18 protein-coding genes are annotated in these 24,813 nt (G+C 74.3%); 5 read left to right on the top strand and 13 right to left on the bottom strand.

Annotated elements, in window-relative coordinates:
* Positions 1-3: 3 nt before the first annotated feature.
* From ACIQNG_RS28590 to ACIQNG_RS28570, 5 genes are read right to left on the bottom strand one after another with little or no spacing between them, the layout of a single operon-like run.
* A complete protein-coding gene (locus tag ACIQNG_RS28590) occupies positions 4-762 on the bottom strand; it encodes a class I SAM-dependent methyltransferase (RefSeq protein ID WP_401488990.1) in 759 nt (252 codons plus the stop codon).
* Positions 759-2,015, bottom strand: coding sequence for a condensation protein (locus tag ACIQNG_RS28585; RefSeq protein ID WP_401488989.1), 1,257 nt, complete (start codon positions 2,013-2,015; stop codon positions 759-761). The genes ACIQNG_RS28590 and ACIQNG_RS28585 overlap by 4 nt, the downstream gene beginning before the upstream one ends.
* Positions 2,012-6,760, bottom strand: coding sequence for an alpha-(1->3)-arabinofuranosyltransferase family protein (locus ACIQNG_RS28580; protein ID WP_401488987.1), 4,749 nt, complete (start codon positions 6,758-6,760; stop codon positions 2,012-2,014). Before ACIQNG_RS28580 ends, ACIQNG_RS28585 begins: the two co-directional genes overlap by 4 nt.
* Entirely contained in the window at positions 6,757-7,608 is an 852-nt protein-coding gene (locus ACIQNG_RS28575; protein ID WP_401488985.1) for a class I SAM-dependent methyltransferase, read from the bottom strand. Before ACIQNG_RS28575 ends, ACIQNG_RS28580 begins: the two co-directional genes overlap by 4 nt.
* The gene (locus ACIQNG_RS28570; protein WP_401438219.1) at positions 7,592-8,758 is read right to left on the bottom strand and encodes a glycosyltransferase family 4 protein; all 1,167 of its coding nucleotides are present in this window, start codon (positions 8,756-8,758) and stop codon (positions 7,592-7,594) included. Before ACIQNG_RS28570 ends, ACIQNG_RS28575 begins: the two co-directional genes overlap by 17 nt.
* Before the next feature lie 322 nt (positions 8,759-9,080).
* Here ACIQNG_RS28570 and ACIQNG_RS28565 point away from each other — a divergent pair, with 322 nt between their 5' ends.
* Positions 9,081-9,233: a hypothetical protein gene (locus ACIQNG_RS28565; RefSeq protein WP_401488983.1), complete on the top strand. Its 153-nt coding sequence runs from the start codon at positions 9,081-9,083 to the stop codon at positions 9,231-9,233.
* A gap of 3 nt (positions 9,234-9,236) precedes the next feature.
* A complete protein-coding gene (locus ACIQNG_RS28560) occupies positions 9,237-10,475 on the top strand; it encodes a helix-turn-helix domain-containing protein (RefSeq protein ID WP_401488982.1) in 1,239 nt (412 codons plus the stop codon).
* 424 nt (positions 10,476-10,899) lie between these two features.
* On the opposite strand, the gene ACIQNG_RS28555 is transcribed toward ACIQNG_RS28560, so the two are convergent.
* From ACIQNG_RS28555 to ACIQNG_RS28535, 5 genes are all read right to left on the bottom strand, one after another.
* Positions 10,900-12,294, bottom strand: coding sequence for an FAD-dependent oxidoreductase (locus tag ACIQNG_RS28555; protein WP_401488980.1), 1,395 nt, complete (start codon positions 12,292-12,294; stop codon positions 10,900-10,902).
* Positions 12,291-13,562: an MAB_1171c family putative transporter gene (locus ACIQNG_RS28550; protein WP_401488977.1), complete on the bottom strand. Its 1,272-nt coding sequence runs from the start codon at positions 13,560-13,562 to the stop codon at positions 12,291-12,293. The genes ACIQNG_RS28555 and ACIQNG_RS28550 overlap by 4 nt, the downstream gene beginning before the upstream one ends.
* Positions 13,559-14,287 carry a toxin-antitoxin system, toxin component family protein gene (locus ACIQNG_RS28545; protein WP_401488975.1) on the bottom strand — a complete coding sequence of 243 codons (729 nt, stop codon included), beginning with the start codon at positions 14,285-14,287 and terminating at the stop codon, positions 13,559-13,561. The genes ACIQNG_RS28550 and ACIQNG_RS28545 overlap by 4 nt, the downstream gene beginning before the upstream one ends.
* Before the next feature lie 186 nt (positions 14,288-14,473).
* Entirely contained in the window at positions 14,474-15,061 is a 588-nt protein-coding gene (locus tag ACIQNG_RS28540) for a helix-turn-helix domain-containing protein (protein ID WP_401488973.1), read from the bottom strand.
* 61 nt (positions 15,062-15,122) lie between these two features.
* Positions 15,123-16,349, bottom strand: coding sequence for a hypothetical protein (locus ACIQNG_RS28535; protein WP_401488971.1), 1,227 nt, complete (start codon positions 16,347-16,349; stop codon positions 15,123-15,125).
* Between the two features lie 154 nt (positions 16,350-16,503).
* Between ACIQNG_RS28535 and ACIQNG_RS28530 the strand changes: the two genes are divergently transcribed.
* Positions 16,504-16,962 carry an RrF2 family transcriptional regulator gene (locus tag ACIQNG_RS28530; RefSeq protein WP_401488969.1) on the top strand — a complete coding sequence of 153 codons (459 nt, stop codon included), beginning with the start codon at positions 16,504-16,506 and terminating at the stop codon, positions 16,960-16,962.
* An 18-nt stretch (positions 16,963-16,980) separates the two neighbouring features.
* On the opposite strand, the gene ACIQNG_RS28525 is transcribed toward ACIQNG_RS28530, so the two are convergent.
* Positions 16,981-18,405 (bottom strand): SMI1/KNR4 family protein, encoded by a 1,425-nt coding sequence (locus ACIQNG_RS28525; RefSeq protein ID WP_401488967.1) that lies wholly within the window; start codon positions 18,403-18,405, stop codon positions 16,981-16,983.
* A gap of 125 nt (positions 18,406-18,530) precedes the next feature.
* Between ACIQNG_RS28525 and ACIQNG_RS28520 the strand changes: the two genes are divergently transcribed.
* Together ACIQNG_RS28520 and ACIQNG_RS28515 are read left to right on the top strand one after the other, a co-directional pair.
* Positions 18,531-18,905: a PadR family transcriptional regulator gene (locus ACIQNG_RS28520; protein ID WP_401438193.1), complete on the top strand. Its 375-nt coding sequence runs from the start codon at positions 18,531-18,533 to the stop codon at positions 18,903-18,905.
* Positions 18,902-19,501, top strand: a complete 600-nt coding sequence (locus tag ACIQNG_RS28515) for an HAAS signaling domain-containing protein (protein ID WP_401488963.1) — start codon at positions 18,902-18,904, stop codon at positions 19,499-19,501. The genes ACIQNG_RS28520 and ACIQNG_RS28515 overlap by 4 nt, the downstream gene beginning before the upstream one ends.
* 115 nt (positions 19,502-19,616) lie before the next feature.
* On the opposite strand, the gene ACIQNG_RS28510 is transcribed toward ACIQNG_RS28515, so the two are convergent.
* Together ACIQNG_RS28510 and ACIQNG_RS28505 are read right to left on the bottom strand one after the other, a co-directional pair.
* Positions 19,617-20,066 (bottom strand): hypothetical protein, encoded by a 450-nt coding sequence (locus ACIQNG_RS28510; RefSeq protein WP_401438188.1) that lies wholly within the window; start codon positions 20,064-20,066, stop codon positions 19,617-19,619.
* A gap of 1 nt (position 20,067) precedes the next feature.
* A complete protein-coding gene (locus ACIQNG_RS28505; RefSeq protein WP_401488961.1) occupies positions 20,068-24,687 on the bottom strand; it encodes a DNRLRE domain-containing protein in 4,620 nt (1,539 codons plus the stop codon).
* Positions 24,688-24,813: the final 126 nt, after the last annotated feature.

Below are 24,813 nucleotides of genomic sequence, written 5' to 3'. Positions count from 1 at the left end.
CCCCTACGTCCGCCGGGCGTGCAGCAGCAGGATGGAGGCGAGGGACGGCCGGGCGCAGGCCAGCCGGTCCAGCGGGCGCAGCGGACGCGGCACCCCGTGGAAGGGCGCCCCCGCGAGACGGACCACCTCGAAGCCGGACGCGGCGACGAACTCCCGCAGCGCGCGGGCGGTGTACAGCCGCAGATGCCCCACCACCTCCGAGCCGGGCCGTCCGTGGATGCCGCGCAGGCTCACCTCGGAGAACACCGGCTGCACCCCGGCGAGCAGCAGCCCCCGGTTGTACCAGGCGGCCAGGTTCGGGGTGGACAGCATCAGATGGCCGCCGGGGCGCAGCACCCGCCGCAGTTCGTCCAGCGCCGCGTCCGGGTCGACGAGATGCTCGACGACCTCGCTGAACAGGACGGCGTCGGCGGCGCCGCTGCGGATCGGGAGACCGCCGTCGGTGAGTTCGCCGCGCACCACGTACGGCAGCCGGGCGCGGGCCCGGACGAGCGCGTCCTGGGACCAGTCGACGCCGACGATGCGGTGGCCGGGCAGCAGCGGGGCGGCGGTGGCGGCGGCGGTGCCGTCGCCGCAGCCGATGTCGAGGACCGTGCGGCCCGTCGTCCCGGCCAGGGCGGCGGCCAGCATCCGGGCCTGGCGCAGGGAGCGGGCGGTGCCGGAGGCGACCGGGACGGCCGGGTTCTCGTAGAAGTCACGCAGCCCGCGCGCGGGCGCGGTGGTGGAGCCGGTGGTGGAGGTGGTGGAGGTGGGATGGGTCATGGTCCGGCCTCCGTGGTCCGGAGGTGCTGTGCGAAGAGGTCCTTGAGGCGTTCGCCGTCGGCGTCCCCGAGCAGGGCGCGCGACCAGCGCAGGGCCAGATGCAGCCGGCCCGCCGTGGACGCGGTGGTGACGGTCAGCCCGCGGGGCATCCGCGCGGGCGCCGAGAACCACACCGCCTGCGCGCGGCCCGCCTCACCGCCGAAGTCCAGCGGGTACGGGATCCGCCCGATGTTGCTCAGCAGCGTCGTGGACGTCCAGGGCGCCGCCGCGGTGCGCAGGGTGCGGGTGAGCGCGGCCCGCCAGGCGACCGGTACGACCGGGGCGGTGAGCAGGGCCGCGCCGTGTCCGAGCTGCGGACGGGGTACGGCTTTCAGGGCGCGGGTGCGGGCGGCCGTACGGCGCAGCAGCTCCGGCAGGTCGTCGGTGGTCAGCTCGGCCGGGGCGAAGGGGACCTCGACCAGGCGGGTGCCGTTGCCGATGGGCATGGTCGCGTCGCGGGGGCGGTCGTCCACCGGCATGGTGATGCGCAGCGGGCGCGGGGCGGCGCCGCGCTCCCGGTTCCACTCGGTGAGCGTCAGCGCCGTCGCCACCATCAGCTGGTCGTTCACCGTGTACGGCGATCCCTTCGGCCGGTGCGGGAGCGGCAGTTCGGCGAGGAGCATCCCGTTGCCGGGCGCGTTCTCGGGCGTACCGGCCGCGACCCTGGCCGGGCGGGCCCACCCGGAGGGCGTCCCGGCCGGCGGGTCGGTGTCCTGCGGCGGCCGGGTCGGCGGCGCGGCGGGCGCGTTGTCCGCACCGCCGTACAACTCCGCGGCCGTGGCCAGGATCCGCAGACAGGCGGGCCCGTCGAGCGCGGTGTGGTTGACGGTGAGGACGAGGGCGGTACGGCCCTCCCCGGCCAGGTCGGCGATCACCTCCGACCGGATCGGCGGCGACGCCGACAGCGGCGGCGTCCGCTCCAGGGACCGCCGCCGTGCCGCGCGCAGCGCGTCCCCGCCCGGCTCCGGGAAGGACACCACCTCGACGTCCGGGTCCGCCGTCAGCTCCCACTCGTAGCGGCGCCGGTACCAGGGCCCCGCCGCCTCGCGCATCAGGATGCGCGGGTGGCGGCGGAGTGCCTCGGTGAACGCCGCGCGCAGCCGGGCCCGGTCCAGCGGCCCGGGGAGATGGACCTCGATGTGGACCGTCTCCGGCTCCTCCTCCTGGACACAGTGGCGGGCGATCTCGTCCACCACCGGGAAGGGGATCGTCATGCCCGATCGTCCTCCCACTCCCCGACCCGCCGCCGCCCCGGCCCCCGTGCGGACAGAGTCCCCCCGGAGTCCGCAGCCCCGGACGCCCCCGCCCCGGCCCCCGTCTCGGCAGCACCCGCACCCGATCCATCGCCCGCCGCACGCGCACCCGTCCCGGCGGCAGCCGTAGCCGCGCCTGATCCGGCGCCCGTGTCAGCCTTCGGACCGGTGCCTGTGCCGGCACCCGAATCGGCGCCCACGCCACCACCCGGCCCCGCACCCGGCCTCGACCCAGGACCCGCACCCGGCCCCGAGCCCGGACCCGCACCCGGCCCCGAGCCCGGCCCCGAGCCCGGACCCGCACCCGGCCCCGAGCCCGGCCCCGAGCCCGGACCCGCACCCGGCCCCGACCCAGGACCCGCACCCGGCCCCGAGCCCGGACCCGAGCCCGGACCCGCACCCGGCCCCGCACCCGGCCCCGACCCAGGACCCGCTCCCGGCCCCGAGCCCGGCCCAACACGCGCCCCCGCGCCGGGCCCCGCGCCGGGCCACGTACCCGCACCCGGAACTCCCGCCCCCGGAACTCCCGCACCCGGACCCCCCGCTCCCCCCGGTGCCACCGTCGGCAGTATCGCCGTCGGTTCCTCCGGGCGGGCGTCGCCGGCCCGCTCCCGTACGCTCACCAGTGCCGCGAACAGGCCGATCAGGGCGAGGAGTTGGGCCACCGGGCCGAAGGCGCCGTCGCCGTCGGCCACCGGCCGGCCCGCGCCCGTCGCGGCCACCACACCCGCCGCGGCGAGGGAGCCGAAGGCGATCGGCACGAGGAGGGTGTGCCGTCGGTGGGCGAGCAGGGCCAGCGCCGGGACCAGCAGGGCGAACCAGCCCGCGACGACCACGCCGACCAGCGTCAGCGCGACCGTGCCCAGCCACAGCCCGGGCAGCGGCGGGACCGGCTGCGGGGCGTCGGTGTTGGGCTCGCGGCGCCGCCACAGCGCCAGTCCGATCAGCGCCGCGAGGCCCGCGCCGCTGCCGATGAGCGCGGCGTCGTACGTGGTGGACGGCGCGTAGGACAGCTTCACCGTGCCGCCCTCGCCCGCCGGGACCAGCCAGCCCTGCTGCCAGCCGTCGAGCCGGACCGGACTCAGCTCCTTGCCGTTCAGCGTGGCCTTCCAGCCGTCGTTGAAGTTCTCGTACGTCGACACGTACGAGGCGTCGCCGGAGCCGACGGCCAGTTCGCGGCGGTCGCCGAGCCAGTCGCGGATCTCGATCTGACGGCCGGTGGCGGCGGCCGGCTCGGCCGTACCGCGGGTGAAGGTGAGGTCGGTCAGGACCAGGGCGCCCGAGTCGCCGGACAGCACCCGGTGCTCACCGGCGGACAGGTCGACGCGGTTGTCGTCCAGGCCGCACAGCGTCACCTCGACGGGCCGCCGCTCGGTCAGATCGGCCACCGTGCCCTGGACGGAGGTCTCGTACAGCTGGCCGTCGACCGCGACCACGGGCCCCTTGCCGCACGGCAGCTCGAAGGCGCGGTCGGCCTTGGGCTGCGGGGTGCGGTACGCGTCCAGCGCCGGGACGTACGCCTCGGTCAGCCCGACCGGCAGTTGCAGATCCTCGTCCACCAGCGGGTTGTGCAGGGTGACGGGCGCGGTCGCGGTGATGGTGATGTCCAGCCGGTCCGTGGTGATCGCCGGGAAACGCACCCAGCCGTTCTCGTCCACGGACGCGACCGCCGCGCCGTCGGGGGAGCTGATGCTGACCTCGGTGGGCCGGGTGGTCAGACCGCCCGCCCCGGGCAGCACCAGTTCATCGATCTCCTGCTTGCCCTTCCAGCTCAGCCGGATCGTCGAGCTGTCCCCGGCGATCCACGCGGTGGTCAGGTCGCCGTCCGTCAGATTGCGGGCGGACAGACCGACGCCGAGCCGGGCGGTGGAGTCGGCGGTGGCGGTGATCCGGTCGGCCTGGTCGGGCGCGATCTCGTAGAGCAGCCGGTCGAGTTGCTCACCGGGCACCGCGACCGCGCCGGCCTTGATCTCGTACGTGTCGGCCGAGCCGGTCGAGAAGACCCGGTTCAGGCCCCCCTCCGAGCCGGTCGGGGACATCCCGGCCGGGTCGGCGGAGCGGTGCAGGGAGACGAGTTCGTTGGGCGCCCCGCTCTTCCCGGCGTCCTTCGGCAGCGCCAGCATCCGCGTCACCGTCACGTCCGGCAGATCGATCTCGGAGAAGCCCGCCCCGAGCAGCCCCGGCCGCCGCTCCACCGAGTCGACGATCGTCAGCCGCATCCAACGCGTCTCGCCCGCGGGCGCCTTGACGGACTGGGTGGCCCCGTTGGGCCGCAGGAAACTGGTCGCCGAGCCGCGCTCGGTCTCCACCCGCACCCGGGTCGGCGCCGAGCGCACACTCTCCTGCGGCAGCGGCGTCACCCGGAACGACTTCGGCATGTCGTAGGAGTCGGTGAACCCGATCCGCAGCCACTCACCGTCCGCCGAGTCCGCCGAACCCTCGGTCCACGCGGTGTCCGGGTTCCGGTCGAAGGCGTTGACCGGGTCGAACTGCGGCAGATGGAAGAACCAGCTGCCGTACGACGACGCGCTCACCGACTTCGCCCCGCGCAGCCGGGCCACCGTCTGATGGTCGATGCCCCGCATCGGCAGGATCTGCTTCGGCTCCTCGCCCGCGTCCTGATAGGCGTCCGGCGCGTTGCGCTCGTCCCGCGTGTACGTGTACGAGGTGTTGGCGCCCACCAGCCCGAACCGGGTGTCGGCCCGCCGCAACCCGTCACCGGTGACCTGCAACGACGGCGACCCGACCCCGGGGTGGGCGTCACCGGTCAGCACCCCGGCCCGGCCGCGCAGCTCGGACGCCACCGGCAGCAGCGCCTCGGGCCCGCCGGACACCGTCGCCGTGTCGGCGGCCGGCATCAGCCCCGCCTGCCCCGGCCGGGGCACGCTCTGGTCGGCGGGCCGGTAGATCTCCACCGCCCGCTGACGCGGGTACAGGCCCTCCACCGCCAGCGGGGTGCCCTCGGCGATCACGCCACCGGTCATCAGCGGCCCGAGCCCCTTCACCCGCTCGTACCCGGACTCCTCAAGGGTCCGCTTGACGGTGTGGGTGGGGGTGTAGCCGACCTGGTCGGGGTCGAGGTCGTTGCGGACGACGACGTAGAAGACCCCGGCGCGGCTCAGATAGTCCGCGAGACCCGGCACCTCCACGCCCGTGCGCAGCGCGCTCTCCACCGCGTCCATGGCCCGCCGGTTGCCCGCCTGCCCGAACGGCACATAGTCCCGCTGCCCCCAGCGTGAATCGGCGACCACGTCGAGCGGCTGGTCGATGGGCGAGCCCCAGGTGTAGACGCCGTGCGCGGTCGCCGGGACGACCAGGGCGCGCGAGTCCGGCGAGTACTCCTCCAGATAGTCGGCCGTGGCCTGCCAGTACTTGGGGATCTCCTGGAACGAGCCCGGGTTCAGGATCGACCCGTTGAGATACGGCCACACCAGCCCCGGCAGCACCAGCACCGCCGCGACCAGCGGTACGAACGAACGGCCGCGCACCGCACGGGCCCCGCGCGGCTCCGCCGCCACCGCCACCAGATGGACGAGCCCCAGCACCAGCGCCAGCGCGAGCCCCGTCTGGAACTTGTAGATGTTGCGGAACGGAGCCAGCCAGCCGTCCAGCCAGCCCTGCACGCTCTCGTGGAAGGGGGCGCCGAACGAACCGCCGTACCCGGCGAGCAGCACCAGCGCGCACACCAGCACGGTCAGCACCAGCCAGCGTCGCTCCGGCATGTCCCGCCGGGCCAGCCCGGCAAGTCCGAGCCCGGCCGCCAGCGCCGAACAGACGATCACCAGCACGGACGCGGCCACCGCCCAGCCGGCGGGCAGCCACGCCTCACCGAGGTGCAGATACGCCACCCAGTTCCCGGCGCCGCGCAGCGCCTCCGTGGCCGCCATGGTGTCGGTCGTGGTCCGGGCGTTCTCGATGTACGGGAGGAAGTTCTCGCCGTACATGCCGAGCAGCAGCAGCGGGATCCACCACCAGGCGGTCGCCACGATCATGCCGGGCAGCCACCAGGCGATCAGCTTGCGCTGCCGCGGCCCCGGTGGCCGGGACAGCAGGAACAGTCCTACGGGCAGCAGCGACGCCAGGGTGGAGGCCGCGTTCACCCCGCCCATGAACGGCACGAACAGCACGGACCGCAGCGCGGCCACCCGGGCGCTGTACCGTTCGTCGGCCAGCGGCAGCAGCACCCACGGCAGGAACGCGCCGGGCAGCGCGGCGGCCGACGTCGAACCGACGACGACGGTGAACACCGGCCACAGCGCGTACACCATGGCCCCGAGCAGCCGGGTGGTCGGGTTGCCGACGCCGAGCCGCTCGGCGAGCCGCAGCGCACCCCAGAAGGCGGCGGTCACGACGAGCGACAGCCACAGCCGTTCGGCCAGCCACACGGGCAGTTCCACGAGCCGGGCCAGCCAGTGGAACGGCAGCATCGGCCAGAGATAGCCGACGTACTGGTCCTGGATGCCGCCGAACCCGCTGCGGTCGTGCCACAACTGCCCGAGGTCGCCGAGGAACTTGCCCGGGTCCACCGTGACACCGAGCTTGGTGTCGAAGGTCTGCCGTCCGGGCCGGACAGCGAGGAACAGCACCAGTGCCACGGCCCAGAAACCCAGCAGCCAGCGCCGCGAGCGCGGGCCCTCCGGGGGGCCCGCGCTCGTCGCTGTGGTGGGAACGGCTGCCGGAGGAGGGGCTTGGACCGTGGTCGTCATGTGGGACACCGCCGGAGGATGAGGAGGAGATTCCAGGTGGCGAACTCACGGAGCACCGGGATCCTGACGATCCACTCCGTGAGGAAGGGCCAGTAGCGGGAGCGCGCCGCGACCACCGTCACGTCGTCACGGGCGCGCACCTGCCGGAGGGTGGGACCGATGTGCACGGCGAACAGGTTCTCGCCGAGGGTGTGTTTGGCGGGCTTCCCGGCCCGCCGCCGGTAGCGGGCACGGGCCCGCTCGGCACCGAAGTAGTGCCAGGGCGCCCACTCGTGGCCGCCCCACGGGGACAGCCAGTTGGTGAACGACACGTAGATCAGCCCGCCGGGCCGGGTGACCCGGGCCAGCTCGCTGAGGAAGGTCTGGGGGTCGGCGACATGCTCCAGCACATTGGAGGTGAAGGTGACGTCCGCGACCCCGTCGGCCAGCGGCAGCAGATACCCGTCCGCGACCACGGCCCCGTCCGGCGGCCGGTCGCCCAGCTCGGCCGGGTCCGGCTCGAACAGGAACGCCTCCGCGCCCCGCCGCCGGAACTCCTCGGTGAAGTACCCGCTGCCCCCGCCGACATCGACGACGACCCGCCCCGCCAGCTCCCCGACGTACCGCTCGACCTGGTCGACCGCGTCACGGGCAAGCAGCGCGTAGCAGCTCTCGGGGTCGCTCTGCTCCCCCATGAACGCGCGGAACAGCGCGACGGACCGCCGCAGAGACGGGTCTTTCGGACGCCGGGGGGACGGTGGGCCCGTCCGGGGGCGCGGCGCGGTGCCGTCCGCGGTCGCGCCGCGTGGGCGCGCGGAACCGCGACGGCGCCGCGCCCCACCGACGACGGCTTCATCTTCCGGACGCATGACCCCGATCCCCTTGCTGAACCGCCTCGGTGGCAACCCCCCGAAACTCACGGACCGTCCGCTCCCACCGGTACCGCGCGGCCAGTGCCCCCGCCGCGGCCCCCATCACTTCCCGCCGCTCCCGTGCCAGCGCCAGCGCGCACCAGGCCGCCGCGAACGACGACTCCCCGCGGGCCAGCACCCCGGTCTCGCCGTCCCGCACGGAGTCCCGCAGCCCGGGTACGTCGAAGGCGACGGTCGGGGTCTCGCGGGCCGCGGCCTCGGTGACCACCAGCCCCCACCCCTCCACGGCGGAGGGATGCAGCAGCAGCCAGGCCGCGCACAGCAGCCGGTGCTTCTCGGCCTCGGAGACATGCCCGGTGAAGACGACGCCGGGTCCGGCCATGCGTTCCAGCCGGTCCCGCTCGGGCCCCTCGCCGACGATCACCAGCTTGCCGCCGGTCACCGGACGCACCCGTTCCCACAGCCGCAGCAGCAGATCGATCCGCTTGTACTCGACCAGTCGCCCGACGGCCAGGAACATCGGCTCGGGGGAGCGTCCGGTGAGCGGCGCGGGTTCCTCGACGCCGTTGTGCACGACCCGGATCCGGTCCCGCTCCACGCCGAGCCCGTGCAGCGCCTGCGCGGTGGACGGGGAGACGGCGACCAGCAGGTTCTGGTGGCGGCCTCCCGCCAGCGCCCAGTGCTCCAGGCGCCGCCCGAGCCGGGCGGCGGGGGCGAGGGGGCCGCCGAAGCGCATGCCCCACAGCTCGCTGTGCACATGGTTGACCAGGCACAGCGTCGGCCCGCGATGCCACAGCGGGGCCAGGTAGGGCATGCCGTTGCAGACCTCCACCAGCAGGTCGGTCTCGCCGACCTGGCGGGCGAAGACGGACCGGGCGCGCAGATAGTGGCCGTAGGCGCCGCCCGCCGACACCACGCGGTAGTCGCGGTAGGCGGCCGGGCCGCCGCAGACCAGGGTGACCTGGTGGCCGAGCCGGGTCAGTCCTTCGGCCAGCCGGTCGACCAGCAGCTCGGAGCCGCCGGCGGCCGGGTTGTCGAGGTCACGATGGGCGAGGAAGGTGATACGGCGCGGCACCGGGAGCGGCGCCGGGGGGTGCTGCGGCCGGGGCGGCGCGGCCCGCAGCGGGGACGGCACGTGCTGGGGCATCGGTGCTCCAACTCGTCTCGGGGTGCGGAAATCGATGGGGAGTCTGTGCGAGGGCGGTGCTGGGACGGTGGTCGAGCCGGGCGGGGACGGTGGTCGAGCCGGGCTGGGGGTGGGCCGGGGTGGGAGTGGACAGTTTTCGCTTACACGTTCCGTACGGCTACTCACCGAGATGACAATTTCGGGGTCCCGGGGAGCTGACGTCACGTCATTTCATGAGCGTTGCGTGGTGCCGCCCCTTGACGGCACGTTCACACCCATCAACACTGGCTCCGACAAGGCAGGGGTGGGACGACCTCAGAAGACCAGAGAGGCTGACCCTGCGATGTCCAGACTGACCGCAGCCGCAGTGACCGTCGTGGCCGCCGCCGCACTCGCCGTGGGCGCCGCCCTCGGCGTCGTCGCGCTGCTCGAAGCCACGCCCGACCAACCCAACACCCCGCTCATCACCTACGAGCAGGCCGGTCAGGGGAGCTGAGCCGTGACGCCGCACCCGGCCGCCGCCACCGTTCCCCCTCGCTCCGCCTGGCACGACGTCCCGCGCTTCCAGGTGCGCCGCTTCGCGTCGATCGCCCTCGCCGAGGCCCCCGGTCTCGCCGAGGACATCATGCGGGAGATCCGCCGCGAGTACCCGCACCTGCCCGTCGTGCTGGACGAGAACGGCGAGCCGATGGCGCTGGTCGGGATCCGCCGGGCCATCGAGGTCTTCGTCCAGCACCTGGAGCGGTCCGAGGGCCGCCCCACCGTGCCGCCCGGGGTCTTCCACGACTTCGGCCGGGGCGAGGGCTACGGCGGGCGCAGCCTGGACTCGCTCCAGGCCATCTACCGGATGGGGGTACGGCTCGCCTGGCGCCGCTTCGCCGACATCGGCCAGCGCGTGGAGATCCCGCCGCCCGCGATGTACGAACTCGTCGACGCGGGCTACGAGTATCTGGACGGGCTGGTCGACCAATCCGTACGGGGCTACGCCGAGGCCGCCGCCCGGGAGGCGGGGGAGCGGCTGCGACTCCAGCGGCGGCTCATGGAACTGCTGCTGGCCGAGCGGCACCTGGGCGACCCGACCGAGGGGCTCACCGAGCGAGCGGCCCGGATCGGCTGGTCGCTGCCGGAGAAGGTGGCCGTCGGGGTGCTGCTGCGCCCCGCACGCGAGGCCGTCGCGCCCGCCGTCCCGCAGGCGGTGCTGCTGGACATGGAGTACGAGCAGCCGCGCATGGTCGTCCCCGAGCCGACCGCCGCAGGCCGTCCCGAACTGCTGCACCGCGCGCTGGCCGGCTGGGCGGGCGCGATCGGGCCGCCGGTGGCGCTGGCCGACGCCGCGAAGTCGCTGCGCTGGGCGGAGGCGGCCGTACGGCTCATGGAGCGCGGGCTGCTGCCGGCCGGAGAGGTGCTGTTCTGCACCGAGCACACCGAGGCCCTGGTCCTGCTCCAGCCCGAGGAACTGCTGGACGACCTCGCCCTGCGCTGTCTCGCCCCGCTCGCCCACTGCGGCCCCACCCACGGCCGCCGCCTCGCGGAGACCCTGCTGGCCTGGCTGGAGACCCGGGGCGGCGCCCCCGAGGTCGCGACCCGCCTCGGCGTCCACCCGCAGACCGTCCGCTACCGGCTCCGCCAGATCCGTGAGCTGTGGGGCGACGAGATAGACGACTCCGACCGCCGCTTCGAACTGGAACTGGTCCTACGGGCCCAACGCCTACGGGGCCGCCTGGGAGAAGCGGGCTAACCCCTCCCCCACAGCCCCGAGACCACCCCCGTCCACCCGGCACGTCGGGCGAACGCGCTTGACGCCGGGGAGCCGGTCGGCGACGGCAATGGCGCCGGATGGCCCCGGGCCGCGGACCGCCGGGGACCGGATCGCCCCGGGCCGCGGACCGCCGGGGAGAGGCCCCATGACCGGCCGGGCCCTGCCCGACGGTTCTCGCCCGGCGCGTGAGGCCACGCCTGTACGGGCGTGGCACCGGGCCCGCCCCGTGCGAGGGTCTCGCCCAGCGCGTCGGGAGCACGCGCCTGACGCCGTGGGGGCGGTCGGCGGGCCCTGGCCACGGACCGCCGGGCCCCACGACCGGCCCGCCCCGTCCGAGGGGTTCTCGCCCGGCGCGTGAGGTCGTCCACGTGCACGGTGGGTGGTCGGTGGGGTGCCCGGGGGGTTACAGCAGGCCCGCCGCCTTTCGTTCTTCGGTGGTCAGCGGGGGCATGCCCAGTGGGGGGCGGAGGGGGCCCATGGCTGCCGCGAGGAGGATGTCCGGGGCGAGGAGGGATTCGGCGCGGCGTTCCAGGGACATCACGTCGGTCACCCGGCGGGCCACCCGGCCGTTGCCGGTCGCGGTGTACATCAGACGGCCCACGTACGCGGCCAGCAGCCGGTCACGGCGGCCGGGGCCCGCCTCCGTGGCGCCCGGGTAGAACACGTCCTGGCCGATCGCGAGAGCCCAGGCGGCGGCGACCGGGCGGGCGATGGCCCGCTGGGCCCGGCGGGCCAGTCCGGGACGGCCCCAGCCGTGCTCGCGCACCGCCCCGCCCAGGGCGGTGGCACCGCGCGCCGCCACCGACATGCCCTGCCCGTACACGGGGTTGAAGGCGGCGACCGCGTCCCCGAGGACCACGAAGTTCTCGGGCCACACCGGCAGCCGCTCGTAGAAGTGCCGCCGGTTCACGGTGGAGCGCGAGTACGCGATGTCGGTGAGCGGCTCGGCGTGCTCCAGCAGTTCCGCGATGACCGGATGGCGCAGTTCCTCGCGCGCGTAGCGCATGAAGTCGCCGGGGTCGGTGGTGGGTTCGCCGCCCCGGGTGCCGTAGAGGGTGACGAGCCAGTGGCCGTTCTCCACGGGCATCAGCACCCCGCCGCGCCCGGGCCGCCCGGTGGAGGGGACGGGCTGCACATTGACGACGGGGAAACGTTCCTGTGCCCCCTCCGGCGCGCGGTGGAGCCGGGTCGCGTACGCGAATCCGGCGTCGACCTCCCGCACGGCCGGCGCGGGCAGCCCGAGCGCGGTGAGCCAGTGCGGGGCCCGGGAGGCGAGCCCGGTGGCGTCCACCACCAAGGGCGCGGCGAGGGTGTACGCGCCGGACCCGTCGAGCGGGCGCAGCCGTACGCCCGTCACGGCGGTGCGGGTGCCGGTGAGCCCGAGCACCTCGGTCCGTCCGGCCACCTCGATCCGCCGGTCGGCGAGGACCAGCTCGCGCACGGTGGCGTCCAGCAGGTCCCGGGTGCACAGCAGCATGAACTGGGACTCGTCCCAGCGTCGGAACCAGCCGTGCGGCGACAGCGCGACCATGTCCGTGGTGACCGGCAGCCGGTGCGCGCCGCCCGCCAGCAGCCGGGCGGTGAGCCCGGGCAGCAGCGCTTCCAGGGCGCGGGCGCCGCCGGACCACAGCTGGTGGACGTGCCGGGCCTGCGGCACACCACGCCGCGGCCGTGGCCCGTCGGGCAGGGTGTCCCGTTCGACGACGGTGACACGGCCGGCGCGGCCGGCCAGGACCCGGGCCGCGAGCAGCCCGGCCAGGGAGCCGCCGAGGACGACGGCTCCGGGTCTCTCACTCATGTGCGGGCACGCTCTTCGTTCGGGGCCGGACGGTCGGTGGCACCGACCGTGGCCGTGGCCCGCGCCCGGACGGCGGCCAGGACTTCGGGACGGCGCAGGGCGCGGGAGACGGCGCCGATCCCGTGGAGCAGGTCGGTAGTGTCCGGGGGCCCGTCCCCGGTGGCCCGTTCGGGCCGGCCGCGGGCCGCGACGGCGGCCTGTACGGCGAGGGCGGCGGCGATCGCCTTGGCGTGGGCCGGTTCATGGCCCAGGGCGAGCGCGGCGTCGTACCAGCGGCGGCGGCTCTCCTCGTCGAGCCGGCCGGTGAGGGGGAGCAGCGCGTCGCGGATGAAGGTCTCCCGGCGGATCAGCCGCAGTTCGGGCGTGGCGCGCACCAGGCGCGGGACGCCGGAGCCGTTGACGGTGCGCATCAGGGCGTACAGCGGGCGCAGTTCGCGGTGGGCGAGCCGGATCCGCCAGCGGTCGTGGAGGTACTGGCCGGCGTGCGGCAGGATGAAGCCGACCGCTATGAGGATGGCGGACAGACTCGCCACCGGCGGTGCCAGGTCGGTGCTGAGCCAGTCGAGGTCGTGGCCGGTCCAGCGGGACGCCACGGCGGTCAGTTTGGCACCGTCGTAGCCGAGGTTCAGCAGATAGCCGAGGCCCAGGCACTTCAGTCCCCAGCGCAGCCAGGCGTCCAGTCCGTCGGTGCGCACCCACTCCCAGATCAGCTTGCTGGTGATGACCACGGCCCCGCAGTGCGCGATGAGGTAGAGCAGGATCACCTCGCGCATGAAGGGGGTGGTCGCGTAGTGGGTGTCGAGGTCGCGCAGCCGTTCCTCGGGCACGTCGGCGAGGAGGAAGAGCAGCCACAGCGCGCCGATCACCGCGGAGTAGCCGCTGATGACCCAGCGCATGGCCCGGCGGGTCTCGGCGGTCCGTTCGGACAGCCCGTTGCGCCACGCGATGATCAGCAGCAGACAGGAGGCGCTGAACGCCATGAGCAGCGAATAGCACCAGGGGGCGGCGATGTTGGGGACGCCGGTGGTCCGGTTGACCCACGCGATGGTGGAGGGCGCCGCGAAGACGAAGACGCAGCAGGCCAGCGCCAGCAGTCCGCCGACCGAGCGCAGCAGCGGGTCGCGCCACAGCCGGACGATGGTGGGCAGCTTGATGGCCAGCGCGACCGTCAGCACCGCCGCCGGGATCCACAGCGGGATGTAGAACCGGCTCAGGAGTTCCCCGGGGTCGTCCAGGCCGAGCAGGGCGGTCCGGGGCTCGGGGGTCACGGGCGGGTTCCTCTGCGACCGCGGTAGTTCAGCGACCGCTGGAGCGGATCCAGCGGGGTGTCCTGGGCGGGCGCGGACAGCAGCGGGCGGAAGGCGGCGGCGAGCCGGTGCCCGAAGTCGTCGGCCTCGGCCTCGTCCTCGCGGCGGGAGCCGTCCCGGGCGGCGACGGGGGTGCCGCCGTGCTCCAGGGAGCCGGAGAGGCCGGAGGCCAGCGCGAGATCCCGCCAGCGGCACCCCCCGTCCGCGCGGTCGCCCGCCCCGGGCCGGCGCCCAGGAGCCGACCCGTGTCCGGGAGCGGACCCGAGCCCGGGAGCGGACCCGAGCCCGGGAGCCGACCCGTGTCCGTGCGCATGTCCGTGCCCGTGCGCATGTCCGTGCCCGGCGTGCAGATGCCACAGTTCGTGTCCGAGGATGACGAGTTGCTGGCACTCCTCGGCCCGTTCCTCCACGATGACCAGGTCGAAGTCCTCGAACTCCACCCACAGGCCGGTCACTTCGATCTCGTCCGGGAAGCGTTCGAAGCGCAGCTCGACGGGGCGTCCGTCGCGCAGCGCGGTCATCCCCTCGCACAACGCCCGGCACAGGTCGCGCACATCGCCGATCTGCCGTCCCCGGGCGGTGAGCGCGGCGTCCAGGTCGGCGGTGAGGGACCGCATGGCGGTGCCGCGTCGCGAACGTCGCAGCATGGTGGTGATCCACGCCGGCTCTCTGCGCGCGCCGTCCATCGTGTCCCCTCCTCCTTCACTGCCCGACGGGCGGTTTCGAGCGTAGCGGCGGCGGCGGTGCGCGTCATGCGCTCCGCCGGGACCGGGCCCCTTGGTTCAATCCGGAACGATCATGTCCGATCCCTGCCCCGCCCAGGGCCCCTTCATGACTCCTTCACGTCCGGTCGGCTTCACGTCGGGTCGGCTTCACGTCCGGTCGGCGCGGGCCCGCAGGTGCGCCCGCTCGCCCTGCCGGCCGAACAGCACCAGGACCTCCACCGTCCGGTCGTCGGCCGAGCCCAGCCAGTGCGGCACCCGGGTGTCGAACTCGGCCGCCTCGCCCGCCGTCAGCACCAGATCCCGGTCGCCGAGCAGCAGCCGCAGCCGTCCGGACAGGACGTGGACCCGCTCGAACCCCTCGTGCGTCGTCCGCTCGGTCCCGGCTTCGGCGGCGTCGGGCCGCGGCGGGATCAGCAGCTTGTGCGCGGCGATCCCGCCGGGCCGGCTGAGCGGCACATGGGTCATACCGTGCCGGGTGGCCGGTCTCAGATGGATCCGGGGGTCGCCGGTGCGGGGCGCCCCGACCAGGTCGTCCAGCGGCACCCGGTACAGCTCGGCGAGCGCCAGCAGCAGTTCCAGCGTCAGTCTGCGGGTCCCTCCCTCCAGCCGTGACAGGGTGCTCTCGCTGATCCCGGTCCGCCCGGCCAGCCCGGCCAGTGTCATCCCGCGCCGCCGCCGCAGTTCCCGCAGCCGGGGCCCTACGGCGTCCAGCACGTCCTTCCTCGCGGTGCTCATGCCCCTCAGCCTGCGCAAGGCGCGTACCCCGCGGCAACCGGGAAGGGGCCGGGGCCGCCGCTCAGCGCTCGATCCTCAGCTGGGCGGGCGGCGACGGATACATCGACGTCGTGCCCACCGCCCAGTAGTCGGAGGCCGTTCCGGGCACGGTCACCAGGGAGTTCATCAGGACCGGGGTCGAGGCGACCGGGCCGCGTTCGCTCACCCAGCCGGTGCCGTTCCAGCGCAGGTGGTGGGCCCGGGTCTGGTCCCAGAAGTCCCAGCCGGCGATCCGGTCGGGGCCGCCCTGTCCGTCGTCCGTGATCGCGGTGAGCATGCCGACGGTGAAGGGCGCGGCGACGTACTGCCAGGAGGCGCCGTCCCCGTGCAGCAGGGTGACACCGGGCGGTTTGCCGGGCGGGCCGCCGACCCCGTACGAGAATCCGGTGAGCCAGATGTCGTGGTGGCCGACCGGGAGGAGGTCGGTGACGGCGGCCCGGATCCCGGGCGGCGTGGGCAGTTCGGTCCACGCCGTGCCGTTCCACCGGCCCACGAACTGGTCGCAGAACACCCACACCTGGCCGTCCGGCCCGATCCGCAGCCCGGTCGGGGTCGCGGTGGTGGCGCCCGGCGGCGGGTCGGTCCAGCTCAGCCCGCCCCCGCCCCCGCCGGAGTCGCCGTGCAGCAGCACGGACCCGCCGGGGCCCCGGCCGGACACCCACAGGTCACCGGCCGGGCCCACGGCGACGGCGGTCAGGGAGACGCCCGGCTGTCCCTTACCGGGGAAGGCCAGTTGCTGCCAGGTGGTGCCGTCCCAGCCCAGCAGGTGCGAGCCGCCGGAGGTGTCGCTCGCGACGGCGCGGGCGGTGGTGGCGGACGTACCGGCGACGGACCGGAGGTGGCCGGTCAGGGCGAGGTGCCCGAGGCCGGTGCGGGTCCAGGAACTCCCGTCCCACACCAGGGCCAGCGGCACCCCCCGGGTGCTGCCGTTGCGCCCCTCCTCGCCGACGGCCCAGGCGAGCGAGGCGCTCGCGGCGGCCACGTCCACGAGGTGCGCGGCCGGGGTGCCGGTCGGGGCGGTGACGGCCTGCCAGGTGCGCGGGGCGCCGGTGGCGCGGTCGGGACCGGCGACCCCGCCCGCTCCCGAGCCCGCTCCCGAGCCCGCTCCCGAGCCCGCTCCCGGGCCCGCGTCCGGGCCGACCCCCGGGCCCGCGTCCGACCCCGCCCAGGGTTCCGCGCTCGCGGACCGCAGCCCCGACGCGGCGAGCCCCGCCCCCGCGACCCCCGTGATGAACGTCCGTCTTCGCACGGCCGATCCCCTCCCTCCGCGACAACCTCGTGAACACCGCCCGTGGCCCCCGTGGCGGGGCGCCGTCCACCAGCCTGCCCAAGAAGGTGACGCGCGGGGACGACTGTTTCCGGCCAGTCCCGGGCCGGTACGGTCCGCACCCCACAATGGGCGCATGAGGATCTCGGCACGGGCGGACTACGCGGTACGGGCGGTACTGGAACTCGCCGTACGGACGGGCGGCGACCCGGTGAAGGCGGAGTCGATCGCCGCCGCGCAGGACATCCCGCACAAGTTCCTGGAGGGCATCCTCGGCGATCTGCGGCGCGGCGGCATCGTGGACAGCAGGCGTGGCGGGGGCGGCGGTTACCGGCTCGCGCGCGCCGCGACCGACATCACCGTGGCCGATGTGATCCGTACGGTGGACGGTCCCATCGTGTCGGTACGGGGGGAGCGCCCGACCACGCTCACCTACACCGGGTCCGCCGAACCCCTGCTGCCGCTGTGGATCGCGCTGCGGGCCAATGTCCGGAAGATCCTGGAGGGGGTCACGGTCGCCGACATCGCGGCGTCGAGCCTGCCGGAGCCGGTACGGGACCTGGCCGCGGACCCGGCGTCATGGGTCAACCCGTGACACCCCACCCGCTGCCCGTCACCCCCGGACGGTCAACCCGGTGACGTCCCCCTCCAGCCGGGTCCGGACGATCGGCGGGCGCCCCCAGAGGCCCAGGATCTCGTTGGCCAGTTCGACCAGCGGCAGCGGGTCCTCGTCGCCGTACGCGTGGAGGGAGGCGGCCGACAGGGTCTTCGGTACGGCGCCCGCCGCGAGCAGCGTCCGCCAGTCCTGCGGGCTCAGCCGCAGGAACTCCAGGTGCTTCAGCCTGCCGATCTCCACCGGGTCGGCCAGCGTGCCCGGGTAGGCGGACAGGGTGCGCAGCCGGGGGAGGTCCAGCACCGGGGCGAGGCTCATCGGCCCGTCCTCCCAGACGCCGAGGGACAGCACCTCCAACGCGGGGTGGGCGGCGGCGGCCACCCCCGGCACGCCGCTCGTGTTGACGTGGGCCACCACCGGACGCTCGGCGTCCGGGCCCCGGCGGCGTGACGAGCGGTCGGCGAGGCGCTCGTGGACCAGGTCGGTCAGCGAGTCCGCGATCAGGTCGGCGCCGATGCTGGTCTCATGGCTGATCCGGACGACCTGGCCCAGATGTCCGGCGGGGCCCGGGGTGAGATCGACCGCGAGCCGGTCGCCGCCGCCGTTGTCGCCGAAGACCAGCCAGCCCGGCGAGCCCACGAGGCCCTGCACCGCGTCGTCGGGCCGGGTGATCACGGCCTCGGCCGCCGCGTGCGCCCACAGAGTCATCCGGGTCGAGGGGACGGCGACGTACATCTCGCTCGGCGGGAACAGTTCGCAGCCGACCGCCTCCGCCTCCCGGTCCATGGACTCGAAGTCGTCGTCGTGGTCCTCCCAACGGGCCCGGGTGACCCGGTACAGGGCCTTCAACTCCTCGGGCAGGGGCACCCCGAGGCGCTCCCGCGCCTCCGCCAGCTCCGCCTCCGTGGCGCCCTTCGCGTCCGGGAGCCGCTCCCGCAGGACGCGTTCCAGCGCGGCCGGGTCCGCCGTCGGCGCCGGGCCCAGACCCGTCCCCGGTTCCGGCGCCCGCCGCCACGGTTCCGGCAGCGCGCCCTCGACCAGCAGCAGCCCGCCCGGGGCGGCCCCGCCCGAGCCCGACTCGACGGCCGGGCTGCGGGCCAGCAGCTTCAGCACGGCCCGGCCGTCGGGCCGGATCCGGGTGGTAAAGGTGATGTCGTCCAGCCCCGCCTCCGCGAGCGCGGTGCGCACCCGCTGGATGGCGTCGTACTCCTCCTGGGCGTCCTCGACCTGGGCGGCCCGTCCTCCCGTGGGCCGAGGCGACCGGACCGGCACGCTCCACCCGCCCTGCCCGATCCGCCCGGCCACCTGGCCGCCCGGCGCCGCGAACTTCTCCGCGTTCGCGTCCCACAGGACCCGTAGCAGGGGCTCCCAGGTGGCGAAGGCATGGAGGGCGGACGGCGGTGAGGGCTGCGCGGGAGTCGACATGGGGATGATCGTACAAATCGGCGGGCGGTGGAACTCCGGTGTCGGCGCGGGAGCTTCTCGTACGCCCTGCGGGGTCCGCACCCCCGCTTTCCCTTCCACTTGCTCGACCAGGTATCTTGCATCGCATGGAACCAGGTGATTCGACCAAGCAGGCCCGGGCAGCCGCCCAGCTGCGCAAGGGTGTCCTGGAGTACTGCGTCCTCGCCCTGATGCGGGACCGCCCGCGCTACGGCGTGGAACTGCTCCACGCCCTGGAGGACTCGGGTGCGCTGGCCACCAGTCAGGGCACGGTCTACCCGCTGCTCTCCCGGCTGCGCCGCGACGACCTGGTGACCACCACCTGGCAGGAGTCCGCCTCCGGGCCGCCCCGCCGCTACTACGCGCTCACCGACAGCGGCCGGGCCGCGCTCGACGAGTTCACCCGCGTCTGGCCCGGCTTCCGTGACGCCGTCGACGCCTTTCTGACCACCCCCCACCCCGTGACCGGAGACCTCGCATGAAGACCTCTGCCGACCTCGCGCACGACTACCTCTCGGCCGTCGGACGCGAGACCTCCGCGCTCCCCGCCGACCGCCGCCAGGAACTCCTCGCCGACCTCGCCGAACACATAGAGGTGACCCGCGCCGAACGCCCCGACCTCGCGATCGGCGAGATCCTGGCCGGACTGGGGGACCCCCGTACGATCGCGGCGACCGCGCTGGCCGAGGCGGGGAGCGGCACCGTCGGCGCCCCGGCCCGGACGGGCGACGCCGCTGCGCCCGCCCGGCGCGGCACCGTGCACCCGCTGGTCCCGCTGCTGCTGCTCACCGTCCCGTACCTCGCCGCGACACTGCTCCCCGACCTGACCGCCGTACAGGTCTGCAGCACCTTGTTCCGGCTCGTCGGCGCGGTGCTGCTCTGCACCTCGGTGCACTGGGTCGCCCCGCAGAAGATCACCGGCGTACTGGTCACCGTCGGGCTGACCCTCGCCATCAGCGTCTGGAACCTCTCCAGCGACCGGCCGGTCGGCCCCACCCCGGCCGTCGTCGCCAACCTGGCGGCGCTCGCCCTGCTGGCCGGCACGTCGGCGTGGCTCTGGCGGGTCCGCCGCGTCTGACCCAGGCCGGAGGGCCGACGCACAGCGCCCGCCCTTCCGGTCGGGCCGGGCGGGCGGGCGCGTCGTGCGGGGCGCTCAGTCCTGGATGTGGGCGCTCAGTTCTGGAGTTGGGCGCTCAGTTCTGGAGCTTCATCCCCTCGGGGGAGGTGAGTCCCTTCTCGTGATGGGCGCGGAACGTCGCCGTCCACACGGTGGGCGGGCACGAGGCGCCGTTGGGGTGCTGCTCGGTCAACTCGGCCCGGGTGCTGTCCTCCACCACCGTGTCACCGCTCTTCGCGGAGGTCACGGTGAGCCGTACCGGCACGGTGGCCGCGCCGATGTCGTCGGGGAGCCGGACGGTCAGCGAGGCGACGGGGTCAGCGGGGTCGCCCGACGACCGTTCCTCGCAGGTGCCGTCCACGCACACCCGGATCTTCACCGCGTCCTGGCCGCCGAAGTCGGCGGGCCGCCACACCGTGGACACCTGGGAGTCCGCGTCGGCCTGGGTGCACGGTGGGTCCTGGCCGAAGACCGAGCATCCGGTCAGGGCCGTCACCAGCAGCGCGGTGAGCAGCGCTCGACGCATGTCAGTACCTCGCCACGGTGCCGGGGAAGGCGCTGTTGGCCAGCCCGATGTCGGTGAAGTACAGCCAGCACGGGTCGAAGAGACCGCCGCTGTTGTCGCCGCCGCCACCGCCGCCACCGGAGATGATGCCCTTGGCGAAGGCGCGACCGCTGCCGTCGACGGTGTACACCGGGCCGCCCGAGTCACCCTTGACGGTGCAGGAGCCGGACGTCTTCTTGGCCACGACCATGTTCCTGGCCGTCGTACCTCCCGAGTAGTGGACGGTCACCTGGGTGTCCGTCACCTTCCAGCCGCACTTCTCACCGGTCATCATGCCGCCCGTGCAGACCTTGTCGCCGCTCTGCGCCCAGCGCCGCCAGTAGTCGTGGACGGGGCGCGACGAACTGGAGGTCTTGCCGCCCTTGTAGATCCGGGCCGACGCGGGGCTGTCGCCGGTCATCCGGTACAGCGACAGGTCACCCGAGTAGTAGCCCTGACCCGCGAGCTTCACCGAGCCGTGCCCGTTCTTCCAGTTGTCCCGGACGACGGGGCCGATGTAGTCCTTCTTACTGGGGTTGAGGATCGCACCGTTGCCGGTGGTGCAGTGGCCCGCGGTCACCGTGTACCACTTGCCGCTGTACCTCCAGGCGAAGCCGGCCGTGCACCAGGTCGCCGAACTGGTGGTGAGCTGCGAGTAGATGCGCGCTCCGCCGTAGTAGGGCGAGGTGTCGTTGGAGCGGTTCGCCTGCGGGTCCAGCGCGTCGACGCCGGGGGTGACCTGTACGGCCACGGCGTCCGTTCCGTACCGTTCGCCCAGGGCCGTGACCAGCGCCGGGGCGGCTGTCTCGGTCTGGACGACGACCCGGTTGTGCACCGCGTCCACGGACGCCACGCGCAACCCGCCCACCCCGGGCAGTTCGGCTTCCGTCAGCTGAAGGACCTCGTCGCGTACGGACTCCAGCGCGGTGACGCTGTGCTTCACCACCTCGGTGCGTGGGGCGACCTCCTCGGTGACGGTCGGCCCGGACGGGGCGGGAGCCGGCTCCGTGGTGTCCTCCGGCATGGCGAAGGACTCCTCGCCGGTGGACTCCTCGACCCCGTCGGCGGGCGGTGCCGGAGTCTCCGTCTCGACGGTCTCGGTGTCCGGCTTGCTGCCGTCCTCCGTGTCCTCGGCGGGCAGTCCGCTGCCCTCGTCGGCCGGGACCTGCGTCACCTGGATCGGCGCGGACGCCGCGTCGGCCGAGGCCGCCTGCGTGACCGGCGCGACCAGATCACCGGTGGCCGGGTCGACGTAGGGCGGGGCGAAGGTGTCGGGGTGGTGCGCGGCGCGGGTCTCGGCCTGCTCCAGGGCGTAGGCCCGGGCCGGTTGCGACTCCGGGACGGTGTCGTCCGCCCCGCCGTCGATGACCTCGACCCGGTCGACGATCACCGAGACCGGTTCGGCCTCCGGCGGACCGTACGGGCCGCCGAAGCGGGCCCCGATCTGCCGGCCCCCGCTGCCGGACAGGGACGAGGTGTCCCACACCAGCTTGGGCGCCGAGCCGTCGGTGAGCGGCACCGGCCAGGTCACGGCGGTGCCGTCGCCACGGGTGACCTGGGCGGCCGGAACGACCTGCCACGGGTCGGCGGACGAGGTCCGCTGGAGGAAGGTGACCCCGGTCAGCGAGGCGGGCGCGCTGACCGCGAGGTCGGCCGAACCGACGAGCACCTCGCCGTCGGCGGGCGCGGTCACGGCCGCCCGTCCGACATGGAAGGCCCGCTCGGTCTCGGCCGAGACGTTGCCCGCCCGGTCGGTCGCGGTGACCACCAGCCGGTGGCTGCCCTCGGTGGCCGGGGTGACCGGCAGCGCCACCGGGCCACCGCTGGTGGTGACGGTCTGCGCGGTGCCGCCGTCGATCCGGTACGTCAGGGTACGGGTGTCGGCGGCGTCCGGTGCCAGGGTGAACGTGCCCGTCACCTGCGCGCCGCCCGCCCAGGCGTCCGACGGGTAGGCCGTCGACGTCACGGTCGGGGCGCCGGGCGCGGTGGTGTCGACGGAGAAGCGGTAGTGCGAGGTCGCCCCGCCCACGCCGTTGCTGTCGACACCGCGCACATGCAGGTACCAGGTGCCCTCGGCACGGGTCGTCGTGTACGAGGTGTCGGTGGTCTCGGCGGTGCTGTCCGGCACGGTGTCACCGGTGTCGTCCACGACGACGCTGTACCCGGCGGAGGCGCCGGCGGGCGCGGTCCAGGTCGCCCCGAAGGTGCCGCTCCGGTACGCGCTCGTCTGGTCGGGATGGGTGGTGGAGCTGACCACCGGGCTCGGCGGCAGCGTCGTGTCGACCCGGAACGGCAGATGGGCGGCGCCGGACGACCAGTTGCCCGCCTGGTCCTTGGCCCGCACGTGGAGGTACCAGGTGCCGTCCGCGTCGACGGTGGTGGTGAACTTCGTCGACGTCTGGACGGTGCCGCCGGTGGGCGGCAGGGTGTCGGGGGCGCGGTCCACGCTGACGACGTAACCGGCGACGCCGGACAGGTCGGCGGGCGCCGACCAGCTGAAGGACGCGGTGCGTTCGGCGTACGCGCTGGTCGTCACCGGGTGCGTCGAGGAGACCAGGCCGCCGGGCGCGCCGGGGGCGGTGGTGTCCACGTTGAAGCCGCGGTGCCGGGTCGGCGACCACAGACCGGCCTTGTCCTTGGCCGCCGCGTGCACCCACCAGGTTCCGTCGGTGCGCCCGGACCAGTTCACGTCGGCCGTGGTCTGCGTGACGGTGGTACCGGCGGCCGTCGTCGGGTTCTGGTCGAGCTTGACCGCGTATCCGCTGATCCCGGAGGCGTCGGTGGCGGCGAGCGCGCCCGCGAAGGCGGTGGCGTTGTACCAGGCCGACGCCGAGGGGTGGCTGGTGGTGGTGAGGGTGGGGACGGGCGGGGGCGTGGTGTCGACGGTGAACGTCTGCCACCCCGACCACGCGCCGGTGTCGGTGCCGTCGGACGCCCTGGCCCGCCACTTGTAGCCACCGGGCGTCAGCGCGGCGGCCGTTCGGGTCGCCACCGCCCCGGAGGCCACGGCGGCGGAGGTGCCGGACTGAAGAGCCGCGGTGCCGTTCGCCGCCCAGACCTCGAAGGTCAGGGTGAGCTGCTGGCCGTCGGCGTCGGTGGCCTTCGCGGACAGCGTGGGCGTGGTGTCCGAGGTGTAGCTCCCCGACGCCGGGGAGACGGCCGCCGCCGTCGCGGGCCGGGAGTTGTAGGTGACGGTCAGGGAGGGCTCGTAGGCGGCGTTGTGCGCGCCGTCCGTCTGGTTCGCCGAGTGGTAGCGGCGCCAGGTGAGCGGGTCCGTCTCGTCCACGGCCGCGATCCGCACCCCGTGGTTGGGCTGGCCGTCGGCCCAGGACTGCACGATCCCGTCGATGTCCCAGGAGACGTGTCCGGCCGGGCAGGAGGTGTTGTACCCCTTGGCCGCGGTGGAGGTGACGGCGCCGGTCGTGGTGGTCGTGGGCTGCGCCGCCCAGGTGAGGGCCGAAGGGTCCCAGGCCGAGGTGATACGGCGTACCTGGTTGCCGGAGTTGGTGGTGTCGCAGGTGGACGCGTAGTACGAGTACAGGCGCAGGTCGGTGTCCACGACGCGCTTGCCCGCGTACTTCGCGGTGTCGAACTTCAGGTACGAGCGGGCCTTCTCGGTGCCGTTGTAGGTACCGGACTTCAGCTCGGTCGAGCCGCGCTGGGAGGTGAGGTAGTCGTCGTACTGGACCCAGGTGTCGGTCACCGGACCGAGCAGGGAGTCCGTCGGGTCGATGGTGACCGGGTACCGCAGACCGGGGTCGGCGAGGAACGCCGGGTCGGGCTCCAGGACCAGGACCTGGCCGCCGGTGTCCGCGTCCCGCTCGATCGTGACGTCGATGGCGGCCAGGTCCTCGGGCTCACCGGAAGCGGCCTTCTCGCCCGTGCCCCACATGACCGGCAGGGGCGCGGTGGCCACCGCGCGGCCACTGCTGTCGTTCCAGCGCAGCCGTTCGTCCGAGGTCTCCTGCAAGGTGAGGCCGTCGGCCGACACGGGCAGCCGGTAACGGACCGGGCCGTCGGGCCGCTGGTGCAGGAGAACGGAGTGGGAGAATCCTTCCTTCAGGGCGGTGACCACGAGATCGCCGCCCTCGACCGCGCCGGGGTAGACCGCGGTCGGTCCGTCCAGCCGGGGCTCGGGCAGCGTGCCGGGCCAGTCCAGACCGAGCGTGTGACGGCCGCGGGTGACCTCGGCCAGCGGTTCGCCCGTGCCGCCGCCGGAGAAGGTGATGTCGGCGGCGGCGGTCTTCGGCCGCACCACACCGTCCTCGGCGACGAGGGTGGTGTCGACGGGCCGCCAGCCGCCGTCGGGCTGCTTGACCCGGATCGGACCGGTGTGGGTCTCGACGGTGGTGGTGCCGTCGGCGTTGGCCCAGGTGGTGGTCGAATCGGTGCGCTCGGACACGATCTCGGCCCGGGCACCGCCGCTGCCTTGCCCCACCGCGGGCGTCGCGGGCGCCGGATCGGCGTCCCCGGCGAACGCGGGATCCTTGAACAGGGGCAGCGGAGCACATACGAGAGCGGCCAGCAGAGCCGCGGTCAGGGCCCGTCGCGTCAGACGTCTTCGCCTGCCGGGGGTGGGCGTGGGTGGTGCGGAACGGTGCACGGGGAATCCCTCGGTCGATACCGGTCGAAAGAACGGCTGATCTTAGATCTGTGCATGTCATACGCACAAAGGGAAAGTTTCACCGCGCCCTCGAAGCTGTAGCTGCTCTTGAACCAGGCGAGTTCA

The sequence above is a fragment of the Streptomyces sp. NPDC091377 genome (assembly GCF_044757045.1).
GTDB lineage: Bacteria > Actinomycetota > Actinomycetes > Streptomycetales > Streptomycetaceae > Streptomyces.
Note: the sequence above shows the minus strand (reverse complement) of the source record. Positions and strands in the feature narration are given on the sequence as shown.

Bases quoted from the DNA above. Each gene is read 5' to 3' on its own strand.
- ACIQNG_RS28590 (WP_401488990.1), bottom strand. From the start codon at position 762: ATGACCCATCCCACCTCCACCACCTCCACCACCGGCTCCACCACCGCG.
- ACIQNG_RS28585 (WP_401488989.1), bottom strand. From the start codon at position 2,015: ATGACGATCCCCTTCCCGGTGGTGGACGAGATCGCCCGCCACTGTGTC.
- ACIQNG_RS28580 (WP_401488987.1), bottom strand. From the start codon at position 6,760: ATGACGACCACGGTCCAAGCCCCTCCTCCGGCAGCCGTTCCCACCACA.
- ACIQNG_RS28575 (WP_401488985.1), bottom strand. From the start codon at position 7,608: ATGCGTCCGGAAGATGAAGCCGTCGTCGGTGGGGCGCGGCGCCGTCGC.
- ACIQNG_RS28570 (WP_401438219.1), bottom strand. From the start codon at position 8,758: ATGCCCCAGCACGTGCCGTCCCCGCTGCGGGCCGCGCCGCCCCGGCCG.
- ACIQNG_RS28565 (WP_401488983.1), top strand. From the start codon at position 9,081: ATGTCCAGACTGACCGCAGCCGCAGTGACCGTCGTGGCCGCCGCCGCA.
- ACIQNG_RS28555 (WP_401488980.1), bottom strand. From the start codon at position 12,294: ATGAGTGAGAGACCCGGAGCCGTCGTCCTCGGCGGCTCCCTGGCCGGG.
- ACIQNG_RS28545 (WP_401488975.1), bottom strand. From the start codon at position 14,287: ATGGACGGCGCGCGCAGAGAGCCGGCGTGGATCACCACCATGCTGCGA.
- ACIQNG_RS28540 (WP_401488973.1), bottom strand. From the start codon at position 15,061: ATGAGCACCGCGAGGAAGGACGTGCTGGACGCCGTAGGGCCCCGGCTG.
- ACIQNG_RS28530 (WP_401488969.1), top strand. From the start codon at position 16,504: ATGAGGATCTCGGCACGGGCGGACTACGCGGTACGGGCGGTACTGGAA.
- ACIQNG_RS28525 (WP_401488967.1), bottom strand. From the start codon at position 18,405: ATGTCGACTCCCGCGCAGCCCTCACCGCCGTCCGCCCTCCATGCCTTC.
- ACIQNG_RS28520 (WP_401438193.1), top strand. From the start codon at position 18,531: ATGGAACCAGGTGATTCGACCAAGCAGGCCCGGGCAGCCGCCCAGCTG.
- ACIQNG_RS28515 (WP_401488963.1), top strand. From the start codon at position 18,902: ATGAAGACCTCTGCCGACCTCGCGCACGACTACCTCTCGGCCGTCGGA.
- ACIQNG_RS28510 (WP_401438188.1), bottom strand. From the start codon at position 20,066: ATGCGTCGAGCGCTGCTCACCGCGCTGCTGGTGACGGCCCTGACCGGA.